This is a genomic window from Streptomyces sp. Edi2 (assembly GCF_040253635.1).
Classification (GTDB): Bacteria; Actinomycetota; Actinomycetes; order Streptomycetales; family Streptomycetaceae; genus Streptomyces.
Map to the genome: position 1 here is coordinate 4,063,009 of NZ_JBEJGX010000003.1, position 18,187 is coordinate 4,081,195.

Here is an 18,187-nt window from a genome sequence, read left to right on the forward strand (position 1 = left end):
AGAGGCGCACGGGGGCGTGCGGCCGGGCGTTTCACGCGCCGGTGACGGGGGAGGTCTCTGAGACGATGATCGGGTTGCGCGGCTGGGGCTGCGAGTGGTCGGGTGGAGATATGCATCGCGGTGGCGAACTGGGCGAGGGAACCAATGACCGGGGTCCCGAGCGCGCCCAGCGCGGCCGTCACCGGCGCGAGGAATCCACGGGTGACCGGACCACGCGCGAGGAAACCACGGGCCACGAGAGCACAGGCGGGGAAATCAGAGGCGGCCGCATGGGGGTGACGTACAGGTACTTCGGCGCGCCCAACGGCGCGACGGCGGCCCGGGTCCCCGTCTCCATGCGTCCCGAGGAGCTCGGCGGTGACGAGCTCGGCATGGGCGGCATGTTCAGCAAGATCAAGCCGGAGACGATGGCCGCCATGGTCCTCACCGGTATAGAGGGCATACCCCTCCATAAGGTTCCGCCGCTCGAACTGGTCGTCCTCCACCCCGACTACGCCGTCGTCAAGCTCCCGATGACCGTGGTCGACCCGCTGCGAGGCGTCGGCGAGGAGTCGGTCGGCGCGGCCGCCTTCATCTGGTCCACGGTCCCCGACCGCGGCGGCCCGCGCGACGCCTTCACCGTCTACCAGCTGCTGCACGAGTGGCAGGACTTCAGCCACCGGCTGCACGAGGCGGGGCACCAGGCGTACTGCCTGGTGTGGCCGTAACGGGTCGGCGCGGGGCGAGACGCGGTGCTCGGCCCTGGGGCCCGGCCGCGCCCCGGGCCGCGCCGCACCCGGGGCCGAACGCCGCCGCTCACCACGTGGGGCGGGCCGACACACCGCCGTCCACGACCAGATCGTGCCCGGTGATCCAGGACGCCATCGGCGAGGCGAGGAAGACACAGGCATCGCCCACGTCCTGAGGCGTGCCCAACCGCCCGGCGGGTGCCGCCGCCTGCCAGCGTCGCACCCCCTCCGGCCAGTCCCCGGCCAGGCCGGGCCGGTCGATCAGGCCGGGCGAGACGCTGTTGACGCGGATGCCGTATGCCCCGTATTCGAGCGCCGCCGTACGCGCATGCATCACCACCGCCGCCTTCGACGCGCAGTAGTGGGCGTGCCGCGGCGCCGGCCGGTCCGCCTCGATCGAGGCGATATGCGTCACCGACCCTCCGGCGCCCGCGCGCATCACCGCCGCCGCGGCCTGGGTGCAGGCGAAGACGCTGTGCACGTTCACGTCCGCCACCGCCCGCCAGTCGGCGAGTGACATCCCCGCCAGCTCCTGCGTCGGCTGCACCCCCGCGTTGTTCACCAGCGCGGTCAGCCGCCCGCGCCAGCCGGCCGCCTCGGCCACCAGGCGGTGGCACTCCTCCTCGTCGGCCAGATCGGCGGCCAGCGCCAGCGCGCTCCCGCCGTCCGCCTCGATCCGCCCGACCAGCTCCCGCGCCGCCTCGGCGCCCGTCCGGTAATGCGCCACGACGGCGGCTCCCGCGGCGGCGAACCGCAGCGCGATACCGCGGCCGAGGCCGCCGGCGGCGCCGGTGACGAGGACGACCTGGCCGCGGAGGTCGGGGAGAGCGGGGTGAGGGGAAGGGCCGGGGACGTCGGACGTGGTCTCGGTCATGGTCGGTTCGGTGGTTGGTTCGGTCATGGTCGGCTCAGGGCGGCGATCCGCGCTGCCTCCTCGGGGAAGCGCGCGGCCAGTTCGGCGGCGTCCCCGTGCTCGTAGTCCTCGAAGGTGAAACCCGGCGCCATCGTGCAGCCGAAGAGCGTCCAGGAGCCGCCGTCGGCGACCTCGGCGGCCATCCAGGTACCGGCCGGCACCGTGAACTGGACGTGCTGCCCGCCGAGCACATCCGGCCCGAGGACGACCGTACGGGCGCCGCCGTCTTCAGGGAGGAGGAACAGGGCGAGCGGATCACCGCGGTAGAAGTGCCAGATTTCATCGGTGGGCAGCCGGTGCAGGGCGGAGAAGTCGCCCGGCTCGGCGGTCAGCAGCATCACGATCGCCGAGCCCTCGGGCCGTCCGTCGGCACGCTCGGGGCCTGCCCAGGTACGCCGGAACCGTCCGCCTTCACGGGGCAGTGGCGTCAGCCCGTAGAAGTCGATCAGCGCCTCGGGGAGCCGGTCGCCGGGCACCGGCTGCTCGCCGCCCATCGGCCGCTCGTCCGTCCGCTGCTCGCCCGTCCGCTGCTCGCCGGTCCACTGCTCGTCCATCTGACGGCCGCCTCCCCTCGGTCCGCTGACTGCCGGGTCGTGGGTACAGGCTAGGGGTGACGCCAGTTGGGTGCGGGCCCATTCGAGCAGGTGGCCGAGCCCGCGCGGAGGCACTGCCCGGCGGGGGCGTCGCCCGTGCGGAGGCGATGTGCGTGCAGCGGCGCTGCCAAACCGGAGGCGTTGCCAAGCCGGAGTGGTTGCCCGGCCGGAGGCATTGCCCGGCGGCCGACGGCCCGTCAGGCGGCTGTCCAATACGGGTCACGGCCGGTCTCCGCCAGCAGCACGTCGAGCGCGGGGGCGCCGGGCGGGACGGGGAGCGGGTCGGCGAAGACGTTCATCTTCCGGGCCGTCGGGGCCATCTGTGCGACCAGTGTCCGCAGCTCGGCCACGCACCCGACGGGCGGCGCGTACGGCCTGCCGGTCGCCCGCGCCACGTCCCAGGCGTGCACCGTCAGATCCAGCAGCACCATCGCGCCGACGGTCCGGGCCGGCAGGTTCATTCCGCCGGTCAGGCCGTCCTCCGCGCCCGGCGCCGCCCACGCCTCGACCAGCCGCGCCGTCTCGTCGGCGAACCGGTCGGGCCACCGCGCGCCGTACTCACCGAGGCGGTCGGGGGTGGTGCTGAAGTCCACGTCCTTCTTGGCGGCCAGCGTCTGAAAGGCGACGACCACCTGGAAGAGGTGGTTGAGCAGCGCCCTCAGGTCGTACTCGGCGCACGGCGTCGGCAGTCCCAGCTGGTCGTCGCGCACCCCGCGCAGTACAGGGAGCGCCGCGTCGGCCGCCGCTTCGAGCAGCGCGCTGATCGGTGGGGACGCGGGGGCCGATGAGGGCGAGGGAGCCGGTGCGGCCGCGGGGGCCGGTGCCGTTTCACTCGCGGGCGTTTCATCCGGAATGTCTTGCATGTCGGTCATGGCGATGACGCTACGGGGCGCGGCCGGAGGCGGCTTGAAAAAATGCGACAGCCCGCGCGACCGGTCAGGCGAAAGCCCGCCCGACCGCTGCGGCCTGCGGCCCGACCTCGCGGGCCGGGCGGGACGGCGCGGGCACCCCCTAAAATCCAGGCATGGCCGCTCCACGGCGCGATGCCCGGGGCATCGTCGACGCCCCCGGACTCTTCACGCGGGTGCAGTTCCGCCGCCGCACCCCCGCCGCACCACTGCGCCCCTACGTCGAGCACTACTGGCTGATCGACTGGGATCTGTCCGAGCCGTATGCCACGCATGTCGTTCCGCACCCCTGCGTGAACCTCGTCTTCCAGCGGTACGCCGACCGGCCCGGCTTCGGTGAGGTCGCGGGCGTCGGGCTGGAGCTGTTCGCACAGAAGCTGACGGGGCGCGGGCGGGTGTGCGGGGTGCAGTTCCGGCCCGGCGGGTTCCGGCCGTTCACCCCGGAGCGGCCCGCCACGGACTGGACGGACCGCCGGTTGCCGCTGGCCACGGTGTTCGGGGCCACCGATGCCACGGCCACCGGCACCACCACCCCCGACACCGCCGCCCCCGGCACTGCTACGCCCGGCGTCACGGCCGCCGGTGCCGCAGCCGCCGTACTGGAGCCGGACGACGAGGACGCCCGGGTGGCCGCGCTCGACGCGTTCCTGATCCCCCGCGTGCATGCCGGGCCCCGGATCCTCGCCCAGGCCGACCTCGTCATGGGACTGGCCGACCGGATCCGCACGGACCGTACGATCCGCCGGGTCGCGGACTTCGCGCAGGCCGAGGGCATGTCCGTACGGGCCCTGCAGCGGCTGTTCGCCGGATACGTCGGGGTCAGCCCCAAGTGGGTACTGCTGCGCTACCGGGTGCACGAGGCCCTGGAGCGCGCCGCGTCCGACGCGGAGGTCGACTGGGCCGCGCTCGCCGCCGAACTGGGCTACAGCGATCAGGCGCATCTGATTCGCGAGGTCAGCGCCACCGTCGGGGTCCCGCCCACCACCTACGTCCGCTGACCCCGGCCGCCGCCGGGAGCCCTCAAAGCTGTCCGGCAAGCAGGGCTGTCGGACCTCATAGCCGTTCGGGCATCAGGGCTGTTCGGCCGTCAGATAGCGCTGGATGGTGGGAGCCAGCCAGGCGACGACCTCGTCGTGGCTGAGATTCACGGCCGGCGGGATGCGCAGTACATAGCGGCACAGCGCCATGCCGAGTATCTGGGACGCGATCAGCGCGGCACGGGTCGGCGCCTCGTCGGGCACCGGGCAGACCGCGGCCAGGACCGGCTTGATCTGTTCGGCGAACACGCCTCGCATCCGCTGCGCGCCCGCCTCGTTGGTGACCCCGACGCGCATCATGCCGGTCAGCGTCTCGTCGCACTCCCAGCGCTCCAGAAGGTGGCGTACGAGCCGGGCGCCGGCCTCATGGCGCGGTACGTGGGTGAGATCCGGGGCGTGCACCTCGATCTCGGAGGCGGCCGCGAAGAGACCGGCCTTGTTTCCGTAGTAGCGCATCACCATCGACGGGTCGATGTCCGCGTCCCTGGCGATGGCGCGGATCGTGGCGCGCTCATAGCCGTCCGCGGCGAAGCGGTCCCGGGCGGCGGCCAGGATCGCGGCGCGCGTCGCGGCGGAGCGGCGGGGGCGGGCGGGGTCCGCCGGGCTGTCGGGCGCGGCAGGCGCGACAGGCGCGGCCTCGGCGGGGGAGGGAGCGTGTTCGACCATGTCAACAACTGTAGGCCAACACCTGTTGACACACCAGATCCGCTCGCCTTACGCTTGCCAACAAGCGTTGACCAACATGCGTTGGCATTGCGCCAGGCACCGGCGCAGACACCAGCAGACGCAGGCACGGACACCGACACCCGCACCCACACAGGCACGGCGCAGACGCGAAAACCGGCACAGGAACAGGCATAGGCATAGGCACAGGCGCAGGAGGCGGAAGCCATGGATGCCATGAACCACAAGCCCGGTCACGACGGCCACGACGGCCACGACGGCAGCAGCGGTCACGACGGCCGCAGCGCTCACAGCCGCCACGACGACCACGGCTCCCCCGGAACGGACGCGACGCGGAAGAACCGCGATCGCAAGGACCACGACCGGAAGGACCGCGACCGGGTGGCCCGCGATACGGACGTCATCGTCGTGGGCGCGGGCCCGACCGGCCTGCTGCTCGCCGGGGACCTCGCCGAGGCGGGCCTGGGTGTCACGCTCCTGGAGCGCCGCCCCGCCACGATCAGCAATCTCACCCGGGCCCTGGCGGTCCATGCCCGCACCCTTGAGCAACTGGACGCCCGGGGCCTCGCCGACGAGCTGGTCGCCGGCGGCCACCGGGTCCCCGCCATCCGCCTGTTCGGGGACGCCACCTTCGATGCGACCCGGCTCCGCTCCCGCTTCCCGTTCGTGCTGATCACCCCGCAGTTCGAGGTGGAGCGGCTGCTGGAGCGGCGGGCCCGCCGGGCCGGGGTCGTCTTCCGCTACGACTCCGAAGTGCTCGGCCTCGATCAGGACGCGGACGGCGTGACGGTGCGCTTCCGTACCGCCGACGGCCTCGGCAGCATCCGTGCCGCCTACACCGTCGGCACCGATGGCGTCCGCAGCATCGTCCGCGAAGCCCTCGGCCTGCCGTTCCCCGGCAAGTCCGTGATCCGCTCCCTGGTACTCGCCGATGTCCGGCTGAGCCGGGAGCCCGAGTCCCCCTTCACCGTCGCCGCCAACGGCGACGCCTTCGCCCTGGTCGGCTCGTTCGGCGACGGCTGGTACCGCGTCATCGGCTGGAACCGCCACCGCCAGGCCGACGACGACGCGCCCGTCGGTCTCGACGAGGTCCGCGAGTTCACCCGGCTCGCCCTCGGCAATGACTACGGCGTCCCCGAAGTCCGCTGGGTCTCCCGCTTCCACAGCGACGAGCGCCAGGCCCCCCGCTACCGCGTGGGCCGCGTGTTCCTCGCCGGCGATGCCGCGCATGTGCACTCCCCCGCCGGCGGCCAGGGCATGAACACCGGCCTCCAGGACGCCGCCAACCTCAGCTGGAAGCTCACCGCTGTGCTCCGGGGCCACTCCCCCGACAGCCTCCTGGACAGCTATCAGACCGAGCGCCACCCCGTGGGCAAGCAGGTGCTGCGCAGCAGTGGCGCCCTCATCCGGCTCGCCCTGCTGCACACCGCCCCCGGACGCGCCGTCCGCACACTCGCCGCCCGGCTCGTCAACCATCTGCCGCCGCTGTCCGGCCGCGCGATCCGCACCGTCTCCGGCATCGGCATCGCCTACAAGGCCGGGCCCGGCGCCCACCCCCTCGCCGGCCGGCGCGCCCCCGACATCCGCCTGGCCGACGGCGGGCGCCTCTACGCACTCCTGCGGCAGGGGAGGTTCGTCCTCCTCACCCCCGCCGACGAGCCCGGCGTTCCCCACACTCCGCCGGGCAAGGAGGACTCCCCCCGGTCCGCCGCCGGCCGTGTCGTCACCGCCTCCTGGCGCAGCGGCCGCCGCACGGCGCTTCTCGTCCGCCCCGACGGCTATATCGCCTGGGCCACCGATGCCACGGCCCCCGCCGAGCGCGCCGCGGCGCTACGCTCCGCTCTCCTCCACTGGACCGGCGCCGCTCCCGAGGACGGCGACCCCATAGGCACCGGCCGGCCCGCCTCCCTCACCGCTCCAGCACATGCCGCAGATATGCCCGGGGATCGTTGAGATAGCGCCGCCAGTGGTCGACCAGCCCCAGCTCCGCCCACTCCACGCTCCGCATCCCGTGCTCGCCGACCTCCACGATCGCCGCACCGGGCAGCGCCGTCAGCAGCGGTGAGTGCGTGGCGCAGATGATCTGCGCGCCACCGCTCCCCAACTCGTCCATCAACCCGACCAGTTCCAGGCAGGAGGAGAAGGACAGGGCGGCCTCGGGCTCGTCCATCACATACAGGCCCTGCTGCGAGAACCGCTCCCGGAAGGCCATCAGAAAGCCCTCCCCGTGGCTCATCTCGTCCGGGGACCGGGACAGCCGGTTCGACCTCCGCTCCCCGTTCAGCGCCTCCAGCGCCGTCTCGGCCCGTAGGAAGAAGCCCCGCCTGCGGCCCCGCGGCCCGCGCACCATCCGGCGCCCCTCCCGCGTCGGGTCGAACCGCATCAGCCCGCCGAGCAGCGACGCTTCCCGTGAACTCGCGTACTTGTATCCCGCCGAGCCGCCGTACGAATCCAGTCCGAAGCCTTCCGCCAGTGCCTCGGCCAGCGTCGACTTGCCCGAACCGTTCTCCCCCACCAGAAACGTGACCGGAGCACGGAAGGCCAGCCCCTCGTCGGCCAGCTGGCGCACACACGGCACCGTCCAGGGCCAGCCGTCCCCGGCCGTCCCCTCCCCCTCCGGAACGTCCACGTAAGCCCGTTCGATCAGCATGCCCCGAAGCTCTCACACCCCACTGACAGCCATCCGCCCACAGCACCCTGACGAATCCCCCGCCCGGCCCTGGAAGAGCCCCTGCCCGACTTGCCCCATCCCCCGCCCAGCCCCGGAGGCCCCTCCGTCCGCCCCCGACGCCCCCAACCGGCACCCGCCCCCGCCCCGCCCCCGCCGGACCCTGGAGGCTCCCCTGCCCGCCCCGACGTATCCCCCCGCCGGCGCCCGCCCCAGCCCGGCACCCCGTCCCTCCCGGCAGCCCGCCCCAGCCGAGCGGTATGCCCCAGCCGGACCGAGGCCCCGTTTCCGTAGGCTTCACGCATGCTGTTCGCCCGCTCCGCCGCCCTCTTCCTCGTCGCCGCCCTCTTCGAAATCGGCGGTGCCTGGCTGGTCTGGCAGGGCGTCCGCGAACACAAGGGCTGGGTCTGGATCGGCGCCGGAGTGATCGCGCTCGGGGCGTACGGCTGGGTCGCCACGTTCCAGCCGGACGCCGCGTTCGGCCGCATCCTCGCCGCGTACGGCGGTGTCTTCGTCGCCGGATCGCTGGCCTGGGGCGCGATCGCCGACGGCTACCGCCCCGACCGCTGGGATGTGACCGGCGCACTGATCTGCCTGGCCGGAATGGCAGTGATCATGTATGCCCCCAGAGGCCGTTGAGGCCGCCTGCATATCCTGGCCGCGGACCATCCTCCCCCGAGCCCGTGCGGAACAGGGGGACCCCCCACAGCCCCGAGGAGAGTGCCATGACCGCCGAGGTCCGTACCGCCGTCGTCACCGGAGCGAGCAGCGGCATCGGCGCCGCCACCGCGCGGGCCCTGGCCGCTGCCGGCTACCGCGTGGTGCTCACCGCCCGCCGCAAGGACCGCATCGAAGCGCTCGCCGCCGAGCTGCCGGACGCCGAGGCTTACGCCCTCGACGTCACCGACCGCGCCGCCGTCGACGCCTTCGCGGCCGCCCTCGAGCGCTACCCCTCCGTCGACGTCCTGGTCAACAACGCCGGCGGGGCCTACGGCGCGGAGCCGGTCGCCACCGGCGACCCCGCCGACTGGCGCGCGATGTACGAGGTCAATGTGCTGGGCGTGCTCCACATGACCCAGGCACTGCTGCCCGCCCTCACCGCCTCCGGCGAGGGCACGGTCGTCGTCCTCTCCTCCACCGCCGGCCACGGCACCTACGAGGGCGGCGGCGGTTATGTCGCCGCCAAGCACGGCGCCCATGTCATCGCCGAAACGCTCCGCCTGGAGCTGTGCGGCGAGCCGGTGCGCGTCATCGAGGTCGCCCCGGGCATGGTCAAGACCGACGAGTTCGCCACCACCCGCTTCCGTGGCGACTCCGCCAAGGCGGCCAAGGTCTACGAGGGCGTCGACCAGCCGCTGAACGCGGACGATGTCGCCGACACCATCACCTGGGCGATCACCCGCCCCGCCCACGTCAACATCGACCTGCTGGTGGTCCGCCCCCGCGCCCAGGCCTCCAACTCCAAGGTCCACCGCACCACCTGAGACAGGCACCACCTGAGACGCACCACCTGAGATGCGCTCACGTGGACACGCTCCAGGCAGACACGCTCCACGGAGGCACGGGCGGCCTGGCGACATGCGAAGAGCGGTCCGGCGCACACCACGCCGGACCGCCCAGGGCTACGCCCTCTCAGCCCCCAGCCCTTCACACACCCCACGCCACCTGCTTCAGCCTGGCCACAACCTCGACCGTTGCGACGATCCGTAGAGACCGCCCAACGCGCCGGGGCCCATGATCACTCCACTGGAATGCGGATGCACCGGTGGGGCGAGTGCTGCGGACCAGGGTTCACCGGGTGCAGGTGGCGTCAGAGGCCGGCGCCGCCGGAGATCCCTGCATGGCCCGAGACGGGGCCTATCTGACCGCTCACGCCGCCCGAAACCGAGCCACCCAGAGCGGGCAGCGCAGGCAGAGTGGGCAGGGAGGAGTCTGCGCCGCCCAGCAGGTTTTCGGCCCCGAGAATTCCGCCGGAGACATTGTCCAGTTCGCTGTCGGCGATCTCGTGAGCCTCGTTCTGGGGCATGGAGTCCTTACGCATGGCTGGCCCTTCCCTTGGTGGTTCGTGGTGATCCTGAGCGATATCGGCCGCCCCGGCGAGAGGCTGCTCCTGCCGGTTAAACGACCCCTGACATCCGGAAGCGGGTACGCAACTTCCGATTGACGCGAGATCAAACCACGTCCACGGGCGCCCGGCTACCCCGACCCGTCGGCCATTTCTGCAGACTTTCCGGTATCGCATGATGTCGGCCGGTGGAATTCTCGACCGGATGGTGACGACTCCTTCACGTACTTTTCGCCGACCAGGGATTGTGGAGGGGTACCGACAGTGCCACTCGAAGGACATATCAACCCCGGGAGCGGGAGCGCCCTGCGTGAAACGGGATTCGGCAGCGAGTACGTGCCCATTCTGCGTAGAGAATGCGCAGGGTGGGCCGTACCCCACCGCCCTGCGCGCGCTGGGCGAGTGACCGGCCGCCGCCGACCGCGTCGGTCCGCGGGGCGGCCGAGGCACCGGGGCCACCCTGGTCATGCCGGGCAACCTCTACGGCTACGGCTACGGCTACGGCTACGGCTACGGCCCGGCGGACGGCCCCCTGACCGAAGAGCCGCCGCTCACTGCGACGGGCGCCAAAGGGCGGGCACACGCCGCCAGTTGGGAGCCGGCGCAGCAGCTGCACGAGCAGGGTCGTACGAGGACGGCCGAGGTGCGGGCCTCGGGCTCCTTCGAGCCACGGAGCCCGCACGGTCCACCCGCGAAATGGCCGATCGCGGTACGGGCCACGCCTGTCGATGAGCAGGTCAGGGCGGCGGTGGACTGATGGCGTTACCGACCGGCCACCAGTGGCTGAGCTGGGTGGCAGGGAAAGGCATGTGGTGCGCGGCGGGCACGGCCGAGGACGCCGCGCCGCGAGGTCCGCGATCTCTCTGCACGATCTGATCACGGACCTCCCCGACCACCGGCATACGTGACGCGCTCACGGACCGTCCCGGCATCGCCGTCCCGGCATCGCTGTCCCGGCATCCGGTGCGGCGAGCGCGCCGGCCACGCCTCCGCATCCGGTCTGAATGCGGTCAGAGGCGGCGTACCCGCGCAGCGATCCCATGACCGAGCAGAAGGTAAATCACAGCAGGCAGGCCATAGTTGAGGAAAACCCGCAGACCTTCGAGCTTCATGGTGAAGATGTCCTGAGACCAGCCGGCGAGGAAGTCGGCCATACCGTGCACAAAGCCGACGAAGACATTTCCCTGGTTTGCCTCAAGCAGGTACAGCAGGATCCAGAGGCCCAGAAATCCTGCCGCGATGTCCGCGAGCGTATGAATGATCAATGCTGCCCGGTTTGCCCCGGTGCCGTCCTGGTTACGCCCATAGGCGCCCCCGTTATGGCCATAGGGGTGGTAGGTGTCATGTGCGGGTACGGGTTCATGGGGATTGCTCATGCCCTCCTTGCTTGCCTCGCACGGATACCCGAAACCTCTTTCAAACCTGCGATTCCGTATCGGTTCCGGATCTTGGATCACACGTCGATCCTTACGTCCGCACCCCGCCTCTCACTTCCGTCGCTTTCGGAACCACGGAAAGACACATAAGCGACACTTTCCGATAAGGCGAGTGTGTTCCGCCCCTGAGGAAATCCCCGCCGTTCCGGGCCGCCATCGCCACAGCTCCCAACGACTGCCGCCGCCCACCAACTGAAACGGCGTCTGAACTCCGGGCCGCCCGTGGAGCGGCGGCCGACGCCCCTCACCCCGTTGCCGGTCCGGGGGCCGTCGATCACGCGCAGCACCGAAGATCACCCCTTGACGCAGACGACCTGAGGTCCTGGGCGAAGAACCGCTTCTTCGCGGCGTTCCGGCCCATCCTGCGGCCGGCTCCGCCGGAGTGATGCCGTTCCTGCGGTCGGCGCCGCCGGAATGATGCCGTACTCGCCACTGCCACCCGGATCACCCCCTTTCACCCACATGTGAAGACCGCGCCCCAAGTGGCGATTCAGAACTTGCTGCGATCCCCCTCGGCCGCTCCAGCCGTATCGGCATCGGCACGCTCCTGAACCAGCAAACAAATTGACGCCTAGTCAGTTTCCTTGGCTCGATTATCATGATCGATTACGGTCATGTCACCGGCCTTCGGAGAGGAAATGCCCCATGCCAACGATCAGCATCATCACCCCCGTACACAACGGCGGTCATCAATACATTGACGAGGCTTACCAATCCCTGCGAGAGCAGAAGCTTCCAGGCGACTGGGAATGGCAATGGTGCATCCAGGAGGACGGTCACACCGGAATCACCGCCAACCTCATTCCCGAGGATCCCAGGATCTCGGTCGAATCCGGCCTACCGGCGCGCGCCGCGGTGGCGCGAATGCACGGCCTCACGCGCGCGACCGGCGAATTGATCCGGAATCTGGACGCCGACGACGTATTGCTGCCGGGATCCCTCGAACGCGACATCGAGACATTGGAACGAGTTCCGTGGTGCGTATCCGCGTGCCTTGACCTCCACCAGGACGGCAGCACATCACCGGGACCGTACGACCCTCCGGGCGGCCCGGTCGAGCCTGACAGGTTCTTCCACGAGGTGATGGAGAACCGTCTGTCCGTACAGACAACCACGTTCGCCGCACACCGTCCGCTGGTGCTCGCCCTCGGCGGTTGGCATGCACTGACCGGAGCCGAAGGGATAGCCCTGCTGCTTGCCGCGGAGGCCGTCGCACCCGGTGAGTTCATCGCAGCGCCGAGCACCCTTTACCGGAAACACCCCGACCAGACCACCGCCACGGCTCACTACTGGAACCAGGCAGAGGCAGCTACTCGAATAGAAGCGGGCATACAGCGCGCCCGGGCGTTGCGGGAGACCGGTTGGACCTGGCGGTGAAATCCCGTGCGCGCACGAAGTAGCACGAAGCAGCGCGCCACACCTTTGCCGATACGACCGGAGGGACCGAGCGATATGTCAGCAACGTTGACGGTGAACTTCGGTGGACTTCGGTGAACTGCGCCTTCGGATTCTCACGAACGAGACTTCCGCCGGCAGTGCCGCTCTCGCCCTGCCGTAGTCCCTTGAGCAAATCGAACTGCGTGATCACCCCGAGCTTGACGACGGCGCCCTAATAGGCGCCTTCCTCAATCGCCCCCGGGCATCCCCTTGATGGTGGCCCTCATATTGCCGCCCGCTTTCGGATCCGGGATCACGTCGGCACCGCGTACACCCGGCACATCGCTCGACACGCCACAGTTCTCATGGCCCCCCTCAGCCATGCGCGGAACGCAGCGAAGGGAAGGCACTCAGCAGCGCCGCGAACCGACGCGTACCCACCATCAGAAGACGCCAGAGCCCCGGACCACTTCCGGTCCGAGGCTTGTCGATCACGCGTAGTGCCGCCCTCAGCCCTTCACACACACCACCTGCTTGAGCTTGGCGACCACCTCGACCAGGTCCCGCTGCTGATCGATGACCCTCTCGATCGGCTTGTAGGCACCCGGGATCTCGTCCACGACGCCGGAGTCCTTACGGCACTCCACGCCCCGCGTCTGGTCCTCCAGGTCCTGGGTGGAGAACCGCTTCTTCGCGGCGTTCCGGCTCATCTTGCGGCCGGCGCCGTGGGAGGCGGAGTTGAAGGACGCGGCGTTACCAAGGCCCCTGACGATGTACGAACCGGTGCCCATCGAGCCCGGGATGATGCCGTACTCGCCGCTGCCTGCCCGGATCGCGCCCTTACGGGTCACCAGCAGGTCCATGCCGTCGTACCGCTCCTCCGCCACATAGTTGTGGTGGCAGGAGATCACCGGTTCGAACGTCGGCTTGGCCTTCTTGAACTCCTTGCGGACGACGTCCTGGAAGAGCGCCATCATCACGGCCCGGTTGTGCTTGGCGTACTCCTGCGCCCAGAACAGGTCGTTGCGGTACGCCGCCATCGGCGGGGTGTCCGCGATGAAGACGGCGAGGTCGCGGTCGACCAGGCCCTGGTTGTGCGGCAGCTTCTGCGCCTGTCCCATGTGGAACTCGGCGAGCTCCTTGCCGATGTTCCGGGAGCCGGAGTGCAGCATCAGCCACACCGCGCCGGTGTCGTCGAGGCAGAACTCGATGAAGTGGTTGCCGCTTCCCAGCGAACCCATCTGCTTCGTGGCGCGTTCCTGACGGAACTTGACCGCGTCGGCCACCCCGTCGAACCGCGACCAGAAGTCTCCCCATCCCGCCGTCGGGTAGCCGTGCAGCCGCCCGGGGTCGACCGGATCCTCGTGCATCCCGCGCCCCACCGGAATCGCCTGCTCGATCTTCGAGCGGAGCCGGGAGAGATCACCGGGCAGGTCCTCGGCGGTGAGCGAGGTCTTCACCGCACTCATCCCGCAGCCGATGTCCACACCGACCGCCGCCGGGCAGACCGCGCCGTGCATGGCGATCACCGAGCCGACGGTGGCGCCCTTGCCGTAATGGACATCCGGCATCACGGCCAGACCCTTGATCCACGGCAGGGTGGCGACATTGCGCAGCTGCTGCATCGCGACGCCCTCGACCGTGGCCGGATCCGCCCACATCCGGATGGGTACCTGAGCACCGGGCACCTCGACGTACGACATAACTCCCCCATTCCCCCGAAATTGCGAAAAACGCAAAAGCCGGACAAATTATCCGATCTTGGACGGCGAACCGGCGTTTGCGGCAAGACGTGCGGTAGACATTGTGTCCATCGGCCGCCGACCGGCGGCAACCGTATTTCGCAGGGGAAGGAGCCGCGAGCGATGCCACGGAAGCCGTTCGTACCCGGTGCCGCACTGGTGGTGGCCGCGGCGCTGGCCGCGGGCCTTACCGGCTGTACCGGCAGCTCCAGCCCCGACGGTGGCCCCGCCGACGCCAAGAGCGGCGACGCCGCCACCTCCAGCCAGGCCGCCGAGCCGGGCCGCTACCAGACCCTCCCGGAGGCCTGCGGGCTGCCCTCGCGCAAGGCCATCCGCGGCATGCTCCCCGGCGACGGCCAGGACCTGTCGGACGCCGAGGCCCGGAAGATCTACGGCGGCGTGGCCGACATCACCTATGACACCGACCGCCGCGTCGGCTGCCGGTGGACCCGCGAGACCACCGCGGGCACCCGCCACCTGGGCCTGGACATCCAGCGCGTGGTCTCCTACGACGCCGCCACCAGCGATGAGGACAAGGCGCAGGGGATCTACGACGAGAAGAAGCTGGCCGCGCAGATACCGTCAGGCGGCGCCGGCTCCCCCTCGCCCGCCGCCCCGTCCCCGTCCGCCCCGAAGGACAAGGGCAAGGGCGAAGGAACCGTCACGAACGACTCGAAGGAACAGAGCGCCACGGGCGGCAGCGCCACGGAGAAGGGCACCACGGACGGGAACGCCACGGGAAAGCCCGGCAAGGCCCCGTCCCAAAGCCCCTCGCAGGCATCCGGGGACCCGAGTGCGGACGCGAGCACGGACCCGAGCGCGGACCCCAGCGACTCCACCGCCCCGCGCGTCCTGGGCGACCTCGGGGACGCGGCGTTCCTCAACGACAAATTGGTCACCGCGGACTCCGGCGTGCACCGCGATGTCACTGTGGTCTTTCGCACGTCGAACGTCATCGTGCAGCTCACGTACGACCAGTGGTCCACGGACAAGACGATGTTGCCGGACAGCCAGGAACTGCAGGACAAGGCCCGTTCCCTGGCCACCGAGCTCGCCGACAACCTCAGCGAATAGTCCGCATCGAGCACATTGACCGATTCGCCGGGCAAGAGGCGGAAACGCCCGGTGTAAGCGTTGCGCTCATCGACATGAATCGGTCACCCACCTCGCCGCGCCGCGTACCGTGCCGTCTAGCCCTGCCCCGTACGCGAGGCGGGGCAGGCCCCACGGCCACCACCACGGCCGTGCCCGCCGACCCGGCGACCGACTCGACGACGACGAACAGCGAAGGAACCATGCACCGTTCAGCCAAGCGCCTTGCCAGCCTCCTCACCTGCGCAGCAGTACCGGTGCTGCTCGTCGCCGGCTGCTCCGGCTCGGACAGCGACAGCTCCGGTGACGCCTCCTCCTCCGCCTCCAAGAGCGCGGCCAAGCCCTCGCCGACCGTCGCGCCCGCCAAGTACAAGAAGCTGCCGAACCCGTGCGAGGTCTTCTCCAAGGACAGCATCAAGAAGATGCTGCCCAAGGTGAAGGACGCCTCCGGGGACCAGGGCAAGTCCTCGGACAACGCCTCCCACGGCACCTGCTCCTGGACCAGCTCGGACGAGAAGGGCGTCGACGGCACCCAGTGGCGCTGGCTGGACATCGGCCTGCAGCGCTACGACTCGGACCCGGGCGTCGGCAGCGGCGAGAAGCGCGCCACGGACTACTTCACCAAGCAGATATCCGAGGCGAAGGCCACCAAGGGCGCCAAGAAGCTCGAGTCCGTCCAGACCTCCGGTACCGGCGACGAGGCCACCGCGATCACCTACGACGTGAAGCGGGACGGCACCAACTTCAAGAACACCACCCTCGTCGCCCGGGCCTCCAACATCGTCGTGACGATCAACTACAACGGCGCGGGCCTGGCGGGCGCGGACGCCCCCAAGGCCGCCGACCTGCTCAAGCAGACGCAGGCCGCCGCCAAGGAGGCGGTCACCTCCGCCACCAAGCCCAAGGCCTGACCCCGCCGGCACCAACCGAGCACCCACCGAGAGCCCACCGACGGCGCCCGGGCCCGCTCCGGCCCGGGCGCCGGGGCGTCTCCCATCCCGAGCGCCGGGGCGTCTCCCGGCCCTCCGGCGCGCTCCGTCCGTCATACCGGCCCCACGCCCGCCCACAGGCATGTGCCAGGCTGTCGCCCGCAACAGACCGACTGGGAGGGGTCCTCGGGTGGCCGCGCCACTGAAGCTGACACGCACACACCGGATACTCATCGGAGTGGTCATCGCCGGCGCGGTGGTGATCGCCGGCATCGGCTTCGCCGGCTCCTACGCGGCCGTGCGTGAACTGGCCCTCAAGAAGGGCTTCGGCACCTTCGCCTACTTCTTCCCCCTCGGCATCGACGCGGGTATCTGCGTTCTGCTCGCGCTGGATCTGCTGCTGACCTGGATCCGCATGCCGTTCCCGCTGCTGCGGCAGGCGGCGTGGCTGCTGACGGTCGCCACGGTGGCGTTCAATGCCGCGGCGGCGTCCGACCCCCTGGGCATGGGCATGCATGCCGTCATCCCGGTGCTGTTCGTCGTCACCGTCGAGGCCGCCCGGCACGCCGTCGGCCGGATCGCCGACATCACGGCGGACAAGCACATGGAGGGTGTGCGCCTCACGCGCTGGCTGCTGGCACCCGTCCCGACGTTCCTGCTGTGGCGGCGGATGAAGCTGTGGGAGCTGCGGTCGTACGACGCGGTGATCAAGCTGGAGCAGGAACGGCTCGTGTACCAGGCACGCCTGCGGTCGCGGTTCGGGCGGAGCTGGCGCCGTAAGGCTCCCGTGGAGTCCCTGATGCCACTGCGGCTCGCCCGGTTCGGGGTGCCGCTGGCGGAGACCGCTCCCGCGGGGCTCGCCGCCGCGGGCATCGAACCGCAGCTGCTCCCGGCACCCCGGCAGTCCGTGACACCCGCCGTGGAGCCGAAGGCCCAGGAACCGGCCGGGCCCCAGACGCCGGCCGAGCCCCAGGCGCCGGCCGTGGCCCACGATCCGGCCGGGGCCGAGGGCCTGCCGAACCAATGGTTCGCGGCGCCGCAGCAGGTGGCCTACCAGGGCGGCTACGACCCGGCGTTCGTCCCGGAGCAGCAGCCCCAGCTCCCGTACGACGAGCACCAGCAGCCCCCGGCGCACCAGCAGGCCCAGGTACCGCCGCCGCGCACGCCGGAGCCCGACCCGCAGGTCCCGGTGCCGAACGGCGCAGGCGGAACCCGCCCGCTCGGCATGGGCACCCCGGAGGCACCCCCGCAGCCCGCTCCGGCACAGGCACCGGCACCGGCCGCAACCCCGACCGACGAGGACCTTTACCAGGTGTTCCGCCACTCGATAGAGGGCGAAGGCATGCCCACCCCGGGCGCCTTCGCGGCCAACCTGGACGCCCAGTACGGAATCCGCCTGCAGTCACGGGAACTGAACCGCTACATGGACCAGTTCAGCGACCGCCTCAACGCGGAAATGATGGACGAGCACATCGCGTGACGCACCCGCCGGGTGCCTTGCAAACCCGGAGTTCGGTGCACGTCAGCGTGTCAGTGCCGTTGCCGTATCCAGCCCGGTGGCGAAGTTCGGGAGCGGAAACCAGAATGGAAGGGGGTTGCCGACGAGCGATCACTTGCCCCCGCGCGAGGAGTGACGCTTCGTCTCAGGCAAAGCCGCACTCTCCTCAAGACGACGCCTCGCTCCCGTGGCCCAGCAGCGGCTGGTCGAAGCCGAGCGGAAACAGCGAGTTTTGAGGTGACAGTATGTTCCGAATCATCACGCAACTACTTCTGGCCGGCGCCGTTTCCACGTCGATCGCGCTGGGTGTGGCGCCGGCTGCAGCGTCAGCGAGCGCGCCCGGCAACGTAGCGGCCTCGGCATCGCAACTGCCCAGCGCACCCTGCCCCGATGACCCCGGCCGCGACTGCACTTCCCCCGGCACGGGTACGTGCCCCCCGAATGACCCGAGCGGGCAGCCAGCGGAAAATCTGGGCTGTACCGCATACCCGTGGCTTCGTTGATCTCTATGAGCAGC

Annotated in this window: 18 protein-coding genes; 10 read left to right on the forward strand and 8 right to left on the reverse strand. The window is 70.5% G+C overall.

What is annotated here, in order from left to right:
- The first annotated feature begins 110 nt into the window (after positions 1-110).
- Complete coding sequence (locus tag ABR737_RS21225; protein WP_350256872.1) at positions 111-707, forward strand: hypothetical protein; 597 nt, start codon at positions 111-113, stop codon at positions 705-707.
- 88 nt (positions 708-795) lie between these two features.
- Here ABR737_RS21225 and ABR737_RS21230 read toward each other — a convergent pair whose 3' ends face one another.
- The 3 genes from ABR737_RS21230 to ABR737_RS21240 all read right to left on the reverse strand — a co-directional run bounded on the left by ABR737_RS21230 (position 796) and on the right by ABR737_RS21240 (position 3,106).
- A complete protein-coding gene (locus ABR737_RS21230) occupies positions 796-1,602 on the reverse strand; it encodes an SDR family NAD(P)-dependent oxidoreductase (RefSeq protein ID WP_350256873.1) in 807 nt (268 codons plus the stop codon).
- 23 nt (positions 1,603-1,625) lie between these two features.
- The gene (locus ABR737_RS21235) at positions 1,626-2,135 is read right to left on the reverse strand and encodes a cupin domain-containing protein (protein ID WP_350256874.1); all 510 of its coding nucleotides are present in this window, start codon (positions 2,133-2,135) and stop codon (positions 1,626-1,628) included.
- Positions 2,136-2,431: 296 nt separating this feature from the next.
- Positions 2,432-3,106, reverse strand: a complete 675-nt coding sequence (locus ABR737_RS21240) for a TIGR03086 family metal-binding protein (RefSeq protein ID WP_350251713.1) — start codon at positions 3,104-3,106, stop codon at positions 2,432-2,434.
- Positions 3,107-3,258: 152 nt separating this feature from the next.
- Here ABR737_RS21240 and ABR737_RS21245 point away from each other — a divergent pair, with 152 nt between their 5' ends.
- Positions 3,259-4,140 carry an AraC family transcriptional regulator gene (locus tag ABR737_RS21245; protein WP_350251714.1) on the forward strand — a complete coding sequence of 294 codons (882 nt, stop codon included), beginning with the start codon at positions 3,259-3,261 and terminating at the stop codon, positions 4,138-4,140.
- Between the two features lie 72 nt (positions 4,141-4,212).
- On the opposite strand, the gene ABR737_RS21250 is transcribed toward ABR737_RS21245, so the two are convergent.
- A complete protein-coding gene (locus tag ABR737_RS21250; RefSeq protein WP_350251715.1) occupies positions 4,213-4,845 on the reverse strand; it encodes a TetR/AcrR family transcriptional regulator in 633 nt (210 codons plus the stop codon).
- Positions 4,846-5,070: 225 nt separating this feature from the next.
- Here ABR737_RS21250 and ABR737_RS21255 point away from each other — a divergent pair, with 225 nt between their 5' ends.
- Entirely contained in the window at positions 5,071-6,816 is a 1,746-nt protein-coding gene (locus tag ABR737_RS21255; RefSeq protein ID WP_350251716.1) for an FAD-dependent monooxygenase, read from the forward strand.
- Here the strand turns inward: ABR737_RS21255 and ABR737_RS21260 are convergent.
- Complete coding sequence (locus ABR737_RS21260; RefSeq protein WP_350251717.1) at positions 6,773-7,513, reverse strand: AAA family ATPase; 741 nt, start codon at positions 7,511-7,513, stop codon at positions 6,773-6,775. The genes ABR737_RS21255 and ABR737_RS21260 overlap by 44 nt on opposite strands.
- A 321-nt stretch (positions 7,514-7,834) precedes the next feature.
- Here ABR737_RS21260 and ABR737_RS21265 point away from each other — a divergent pair, with 321 nt between their 5' ends.
- Together ABR737_RS21265 and ABR737_RS21270 are read left to right on the forward strand one after the other, a co-directional pair.
- Positions 7,835-8,170: a YnfA family protein gene (locus ABR737_RS21265; protein ID WP_350251718.1), complete on the forward strand. Its 336-nt coding sequence runs from the start codon at positions 7,835-7,837 to the stop codon at positions 8,168-8,170.
- Positions 8,171-8,256: 86 nt separating this feature from the next.
- The gene (locus ABR737_RS21270) at positions 8,257-9,015 is read left to right on the forward strand and encodes an SDR family NAD(P)-dependent oxidoreductase (protein WP_350251719.1); all 759 of its coding nucleotides are present in this window, start codon (positions 8,257-8,259) and stop codon (positions 9,013-9,015) included.
- 326 nt (positions 9,016-9,341) lie between these two features.
- On the opposite strand, the gene ABR737_RS21275 is transcribed toward ABR737_RS21270, so the two are convergent.
- The gene (locus ABR737_RS21275) at positions 9,342-9,572 is read right to left on the reverse strand and encodes a type A2 lantipeptide (protein ID WP_350251720.1); all 231 of its coding nucleotides are present in this window, start codon (positions 9,570-9,572) and stop codon (positions 9,342-9,344) included.
- A 490-nt stretch (positions 9,573-10,062) separates the two neighbouring features.
- On the opposite strand from ABR737_RS21275, the gene ABR737_RS21280 reads away from it, so the two are divergent.
- Positions 10,063-10,353: a hypothetical protein gene (locus ABR737_RS21280; protein WP_350251721.1), complete on the forward strand. Its 291-nt coding sequence runs from the start codon at positions 10,063-10,065 to the stop codon at positions 10,351-10,353.
- A gap of 253 nt (positions 10,354-10,606) precedes the next feature.
- Here ABR737_RS21280 and ABR737_RS21285 read toward each other — a convergent pair whose 3' ends face one another.
- Entirely contained in the window at positions 10,607-10,972 is a 366-nt protein-coding gene (locus ABR737_RS21285) for a hypothetical protein (RefSeq protein WP_350251722.1), read from the reverse strand.
- Between the two features lie 705 nt (positions 10,973-11,677).
- Between ABR737_RS21285 and ABR737_RS21290 the strand changes: the two genes are divergently transcribed.
- Positions 11,678-12,409, forward strand: a complete 732-nt coding sequence (locus ABR737_RS21290; protein ID WP_350251723.1) for a glycosyltransferase family 2 protein — start codon at positions 11,678-11,680, stop codon at positions 12,407-12,409.
- 509 nt (positions 12,410-12,918) lie between these two features.
- Here the strand turns inward: ABR737_RS21290 and ABR737_RS21295 are convergent.
- Entirely contained in the window at positions 12,919-14,112 is a 1,194-nt protein-coding gene (locus ABR737_RS21295; RefSeq protein ID WP_350251724.1) for an RtcB family protein, read from the reverse strand.
- A gap of 162 nt (positions 14,113-14,274) precedes the next feature.
- Here ABR737_RS21295 and ABR737_RS21300 point away from each other — a divergent pair, with 162 nt between their 5' ends.
- The 3 genes from ABR737_RS21300 (at position 14,275) to ABR737_RS21310 (ending at position 17,652) form a co-directional block, all read left to right on the forward strand.
- The gene (locus tag ABR737_RS21300) at positions 14,275-15,225 is read left to right on the forward strand and encodes a hypothetical protein (RefSeq protein WP_350251725.1); all 951 of its coding nucleotides are present in this window, start codon (positions 14,275-14,277) and stop codon (positions 15,223-15,225) included.
- Positions 15,226-15,446: 221 nt separating this feature from the next.
- Positions 15,447-16,154: a DUF3558 family protein gene (locus tag ABR737_RS21305; RefSeq protein ID WP_350251726.1), complete on the forward strand. Its 708-nt coding sequence runs from the start codon at positions 15,447-15,449 to the stop codon at positions 16,152-16,154.
- 208 nt (positions 16,155-16,362) lie between these two features.
- Complete coding sequence (locus ABR737_RS21310; RefSeq protein WP_350251727.1) at positions 16,363-17,652, forward strand: DUF2637 domain-containing protein; 1,290 nt, start codon at positions 16,363-16,365, stop codon at positions 17,650-17,652.
- Positions 17,653-18,187 lie beyond the last annotated feature (535 nt).